The organism is Microcoleus sp. PH2017_24_DOB_U_A (assembly GCF_020738205.1).
Taxonomy (GTDB): Bacteria; Cyanobacteriota; Cyanobacteriia; order Cyanobacteriales; family Microcoleaceae; genus Microcoleus.
Genome location: NZ_JAEQCT010000180.1, coordinates 1 through 6,666 on the forward strand (window position 1 = coordinate 1; position 6,666 = coordinate 6,666).

4 protein-coding genes are annotated in these 6,666 nt (G+C 48.8%); all 4 read right to left on the reverse strand.

The annotated features are described in order from the left end of the window. Positions 1-157: 157 nt before the first annotated feature. Positions 158-649 (reverse strand): CRR6 family NdhI maturation factor, encoded by a 492-nt coding sequence (locus tag JGK07_RS32330; protein ID WP_293193853.1) that lies wholly within the window; start codon positions 647-649, stop codon positions 158-160. Positions 650-998: 349 nt separating this feature from the next. Continuing rightward, the gene (locus JGK07_RS32335; protein ID WP_293226750.1) at positions 999-2,933 is read right to left on the reverse strand and encodes a DUF3685 domain-containing protein; all 1,935 of its coding nucleotides are present in this window, start codon (positions 2,931-2,933) and stop codon (positions 999-1,001) included. Between the two features lie 53 nt (positions 2,934-2,986). Further along, positions 2,987-5,200 (reverse strand): hypothetical protein, encoded by a 2,214-nt coding sequence (locus JGK07_RS32340; protein ID WP_293193857.1) that lies wholly within the window; start codon positions 5,198-5,200, stop codon positions 2,987-2,989. Positions 5,201-5,892: 692 nt separating this feature from the next. Beyond that, on the reverse strand, positions 5,893-6,357 hold the full coding sequence (locus JGK07_RS32345; RefSeq protein ID WP_293187058.1) for a Fur family transcriptional regulator: 465 nt from the start codon (positions 6,355-6,357) through the stop codon (positions 5,893-5,895). Positions 6,358-6,666 lie beyond the last annotated feature (309 nt).

A 6,666-nucleotide genomic window follows, 5' to 3' on the forward strand; every position in this document is an offset into this window, starting at 1 on the left:
TGGACGAAGAAGGTATTCGGAGATGGAAAATTATCAAATAAAATCTTTAACCCACGGAGGTGGGTTTGGTTTGTGTAGACGCGGTTTCAACCGCCGGGTAATTGAAATACGAGGTGATTGGAACCAGTTTCAACTAACCGCCGATTCATCCAGGAAATCACAAACCCGAATAAGGCACGATGACATCAAAAAAAGCATCATCCAAATCGTAACCAAACATCTGCGACATTGCCATCAACTTCGATTTACTCGGAATTCCCTGCTGGTTCAACCAATCAGTCAACACAAAAATTTTGCTCATCAAAAACATTTCCAAAGCTTCAGGATTGTACTGAATGCCTTGGGTGCGGTGGAATTGGTGCGGCACTAACATCGCGGCATACCGGGCCAATTCTCCGGCTTTCCAATCCAGCAAAAATGGCAACCAAGGATAACAAGCATCCAAGCGAATAAACCACAGCCGCACTTCGGGAAGTTCCGATATTTCTCGCGGATCTAATTCTTCGCGCGGATACTCAATTTCAAATTGTACCTGTTGTTCGTTTTGGGCGATCGCTCCTGTGGCCAGCCACTGTTCAATAACAGTCCGCACCGGAGACAAATCTAAACTGTTTATGCGATCGGCATCAATCGCTATCATAATACTCATAAAAAGTCAACCTTATAACATTAATTCATTATCTATAATACCATCAATCATCAATTAACAATTACCAATTATCTCTCATCATACTGATTTATCTCAATCCGTTCACTCCCGTACATTGTCCTGTTCACTCTTCGGGTGCCTCTGGTTTTTGAAGCCTGAAGAAGCATGACCGCATATAAGTTATTAGTTATACTCTCATATTCACGGAGGTCATGCTTCGCCCCTACAAACATATTTGCCAAACCCAGATGCACCCCTCGGACAAACGAAATAATTCTGGCAGGCTTTGCGGTTTTTAACCCTTCTCGGACAACTGTCAACTGTCAACTGTCAACTGTCAACTGTTCCCTCAGCCATTTTTGCCAAACTTGCTATCCTGCAAAGAATTGCCAATACCTTGGATAATTCCCCGCCCGATCAAACCAATTCCCCGCCCGATAACCTGCGTCAAAACGTAAACAACAGCAGTACCCAACAGCGAAATAACAGCGCGAACCCTAGGTGCGATCGCATCCCGAGTTTCCAGCACCAAAGTTAAAGCCAACTGCCACCCAGACAACTGTGCTAACTCCAGATTTCTTGGAGCATAAATAGAAATTCTCTTAATTCCAGAATCGCCCAACACAAACAGCCAAAACCTGCTTTCAAAAATAGCTTTAGGTTCTACAAAATAGCTATCCCAGCGATATCTCCACGATAAATCATTCCGAAACCGCTCAATTTCTCGTGTTGAAATCAACTTGCCATCGTAAAAAGTTTGCTTGATTTCCTCAATATCTGCAAAATTATTGAGCAGAGGCTGCACGACTCCGCTAGCAACTTGAATTACCAAATTTTCCAACAAAGCTTCTGCTCGCTGCATCGCTTGCGGGCTGCCAGCAACACAAGAAAGATTGTCAACTGTGAGGGGAATTTCAAATAGCAAATGTGCAAATAAATCAACTGTCATCGGAATTTTATCAAGGATTTCCGTGGCAACTGCTGTTTCATCTGCCAGCAGCACCGGCACCACTTCTACGCCGCTGCCGCCCCATAAATTAGCAGCGATTTCCCCTTGACTTTCTGGCAGTAGTTTCAAGCTTGTTTGACTGCTGTCAACAACCAGATTTTCTCCCGTTTGCAGCGTATAGTATCTGCCAAAAAAATCTATGATTGTCGCTTCCCACAAATCCCGCAAAATAGCAGGCATTTTTTCCGAAAATTGAGTTTGCTGCACTTGCCCCAAGCGCAATTCCTCTAGCAACTCCCGTAACTTCCGCAGGATGGAACTCATCAATTCGTGCTTTTTGGTCGATCGCAAAATATCGATCTCCAAAGGCACGCCAGTCAAATTCACCAAATCCACCTGCAATTTAGCAGCCACCGAGTCAAACAAGCTGCCTTGCCAATTATTTGTCAGCACCAAAGATTGACCCGAACCTCGGGAATTCGTGACTTGCAACTGAGAATTATCCCACAAACTCTCCCCTCTTTCTTCTCCCGTCTTTCTTCTCCCCTCGGACTCTTCCTTCTCCCCTCGGACTTCTTCCGACTTCCCTCGGACTTCCAATAACTGACTGACAATCCAACGAGCAGCCAGCAATTCTCGGCGGCGCCCGCTGACTACAATCCCATCTAAAATAGTGGCTAAGTCTGTCGAATCTGCCACTTTGATCTGTTCCAAATCAGCTTTGACAATTGCCAAAGCTGCATCTATTTCTCGCAATCCAGACACACAAAAATAAGCCAGAATTTTTTTGTGTACGGGCGTATCAATTGTCAGACTCTCAGCATTTTCTTCTGGATTGGCTGCGGAATTTTCTATTGTTTTAACCGTCGCTGAATTTAGCTCTATTTGAGAGTTCGCTGGCGTATCTGTCGGCCAATAAGTGCCGCTGGATGCTACCACGCGAATAGCTTCTATTGTCTCGGAAATATCTCTATCTTTAGGACAATAGCCCTTCGCGCCCGCAGCTTGTAACTGCCCCAACTGATCCGGTGCGAGCGGCCCACCTAGGAGCAACAGCGGTAGGTTGGGGTACAAATTTTTGAACTCGCCACAAACTGCCAGCGTCTGTATTAGACCCGATCGCAAACTTAACCTCTCAACAGCCAAAATTACCAAATCAACGGGCTTCTTGGCCCAGAGAGAGGCGGTCGATCGAGCTTCCAGAACCTCCAACGCCTCGGTTCCCGTGCCCACATCTGCGACAACTTCCAAGTCTGGATACTGCTCGCAGGCGACTCTCAGCCCCAGTCGGAAAATGGGGTCGGGATCGATCGACAGCAGTTGTAAATTACTCACTCGATTTTATATTTTAGATGTGAGATGTTAGACGCGCCTCCCCTAAAACCCAATTACTCGGGGATCAAATTAGCATCAGGAGGTCCAGCCGGCTGAGGAATCGAAGGCGCCGGTTCCGGAGCCGGAGCCGGAGGACGAGCAGGTTCTGGAGCCGGAGCTGGGGCCTCCTGTCTGGCGGGCGGATAGTAAGGTTCCGGCTCCCTCGCGGGCGGATAGTAAGGTTCCGGCTCCCTCGCGGGCGGATAGTAAGGTTCCGGAGCCGGAGCCGGAGCCTCTTGTCTGGCGGGCGGATAGTAAGGTTCTGGAGCCGGAGCCGGAGCCTCTTCTCTGGCGGGCGGATAGTAAGGCTCCGGAGCCGGCGCGTACTCTTCCTGTCGCGGAGCCGGCGCGTACTCTTCCTGTTGCGGAGCCGGCGCGTACTCTTCCTGTTGCGGAGCCGGCGCGTACTCGCGAGCGGGCTCCGGCGGCGGCGCAGTGTTGGCTCTGAGTTCGGCGCTCCAGCGCCCGATCGCACCTGCTGCCTCTGAGTGCAGCGCCCTACCGTAACCGACTTGGGAAGCCATATTAATCGCCGCCGACAGACTACCTTGAGATGCTAATTCCGCAGCTCGATCGAGAATCGGACGATCTTGAGCAACTTGCAGTTCGCTCACCCACTGATAGACATTATCCTGAGCTTTAGCGTAAAGAGTCCTACCGCTCTTAATTTCCGAAGCTTTGTCAATAGCCGCGGTCAGTTTTCCTTGCTTGGCCAGGGCGATCGCCTCATCTAAAAAAGGCTGATCTTGAATAACTTCTATGCGTTTCGTCCACTGAGCCAGGAGAGTTTGCGCCTCTACTCTGCGGGGACGGTTTTGAGAGATCAGAAGTACCTGAGCAATGCCGCCCTTAAGTCCTTCAACCGTTCCCGGTGCTACCAACTGCTTCGCCAGGTTCACAAAAGCTTGGTCTTCGATCCGCTGAATTTCGCGGCGCCAAGTAGCCACCAAAGTTTGAGCGTGAACCCGCCGCGGCTGACGAGGCCCGATGGTTTGCGCTTGCTCGATCGCCATCTGAAGCGCCCCGATTTGACCGAAACTCGCGATCGTGCTTGCCACTTGCAGCCGCAGTAAATCTTGAAACTGCACCTGTAAACTTTCAACTTGAACTTGAGCCTGCTTGTACAGAGGTCGGCCAGGAGCAATTTGGCTAGCAGCCCCCTGCCCTTCGAGCAAAGTAAAAATATGTTGTGCCAGTGGCGTCGATACCGACTGGTTCCACATCACCGCCTGAGCCCTACCCAACTGCATCAAATCTTGAGCTTCCGCAAACAGTGGCGAATCTTGGGGCACCACAGAAGCAGCCTCGATCGCCCCCGGAAGGTCTTTCCCCTTCAACCGCTTAGTCGCCATTGCCAGCAAAGTCCGGCTCCAGCCCTCAATTTCCTTTTCTGCTTTACCGCGGGCAAAAAGCTGCGGGTCTATTTTGCGAGCCAGGACGATCGCCTCAGCGAACTTTTGCGGAGTTCCCTCCTGCGCCAAATTTCTAGCCTCTTGCAAGCGCTGCCAGCCGTTTCTTTCCAGAGAAATTTGCTGAATCAGCTCGTTGTAGCGCTTCTGACTCCAGAAAATATTTTCCAGCTTAAACAGAGCTTGAGCGTAATCCCATGCCTTCCTCAGATCCTCACTTTTCAAAGCTGCTAGCGCTGTATCGTAGAGTTTTTGACCCTCCTGCCAATTTTTTTCCCAAGCAGTCACAGCATCCTGTACCTCTGGGTAAGACGGACTGGTTTTCGGAATTTTTGCCACAATCGCCAGAGCGCCCTTCAAATCGCCCAGCTCAATTTTTGCCCTGGCAAATGCGAGCATGGCTTTCGACCATTCCCCGATCAAATGTTGGCCCTGCGAGTATAGCGGGTGTTCTTTCGGCCAAGCCTGCACCAGTCCTATTGCCGATTCTAGCTGTTCTAGCTTGCCCGATTTAGCAGCTTGCTGAGCGCAGTAAAGTCGCTCTCCGTCCGCCGCCAATGGCGACAGTTGCTGGCAATTCGGTGGCGGTGGCATCGTCAGCAACCACAGAAATGCAGCGGCACCCGTTACTCCAAATCCCACCAGGAGACTCAGCCAGATCAGTTGCCACTGCCAAAAAGTTCTTTTCCCCTCCCTCGGCGACGCCGTGAGGGAGGAACTTGCATCGCCTGTCGCCTCTGCACTCAACTGTGCCGTCGGTTTGGGGGATGGGTTGTATTTGGGTGGTGTGTGGAATTGGTCAGATTGTCGTCTCGCCATTACTTCAGCCTGTCCTGTAATGCGCTCTCTCCGTGACACTCCCACATCAAATCATCGATTGCGATGTGGGCTTCTGACTCCTGTTAAGGAGATCTAGAATTTCCTTCAAGGTACTTGCAATTTTTCCCTTTACGGCGTTTTGTAGTGAGGTTCGTGTCTAGCCCCACTGCTTGCTTCCAAGTATTTTAGGCTCAAGAAGCACGTAAATCATACCAGTTATCCAACAATTATTCACTGCTTCCGGTGCAGTTTAGCTGAAAAAACATTAGAAAGCCCCGTCAGTCTAGCGATTTTCAATTTTCGATCTTCGATTTTCGTCTTGACTCCACAGATAAATTTGCCAGGGTTCTGAAAATGTTGCTACACAAAATTTCGATCGATTCGGTCCGACTAAAAAATCAAGCGGGTACTAAACCCGGATTTTCTCCCAACTTTATACGTATAGAGGGTAGAGCTATTTTTTTTACTTAGTGCTACATTTTATTTCCCGATCGCCCAACTTGCCGATCGAGTTTGAGTTTCAAGGTACGTAGTTGGGCTTTAGCCCTCTTTAGAGGTATGTGTAAAGAGGGCTAAAGCCCAACAACGTACCTCGGCCTGATCGAGCAACTATCAATATTTGAATCATTTTATACCTTCAACAGCCACAGCAAAAATATCCCTTTTGCTTCTAACAGTGGCTGCCTCATCATTTACGAAGCTTTTGGCGTATCGCTAGCAGTTGATGCTGCCGTAGCTGACTCTGCCGATCTATATCCGTAGAAATCTATCCGGTAGTCTACAATTTTGACACCTGTTTGCTGTTGGATTTGTTCAATCAAGTCGATCGGCAATTCCACATGAACGTCGAGAATCTGAGCCGTATCCAGACAATTGACATGAGAGTGAGAGTCGCTGACATTCCCGTACAAGCGTCCCTCCGAGCGTTCGATGCACTCAATAATCCCTTCTCTCGACAAAGCTTCCAGATTTTGATAAACAGAAGTATGACCGATCCCCTTTGCTTGTTGGTTCAGGCGATCGTAAATTTCGCGAGCCGAGAGGTGTTCTTTTGCATCCCACAAAAGCTCTAGAATAAATCGACGCTGGCGGCTCAAGCGCATTCCCATAGCCTGACAGCGGTTTAAAGCATCTTCTAATGAACGAATTGGTTTCACAGCTACCGCCTTCTAAAGCCTGCTCGATTTTTTATACTGGTACAATACATTGCACGCCTGTCTATATATAGCTTAATTCTAACGCAGGGTTTCCCAACACTAGAAGCTAGAGGGCAAAAATCTCAAAGATATTGAATTTTTTGTCGTTGCCGGATTAGCCCGCTGCCAGCACGCATCAAAAAATTCTCCTTCTCAAAAATATTGCCTTAACTGCTTCGTAAAACTTACCCAAACTTAACTAAAGCCATCTTTAGCTACAATGAAAGAGTTCACTTCCTGCGCTATTGAGTGGTCGGCCATCCCAAGGTA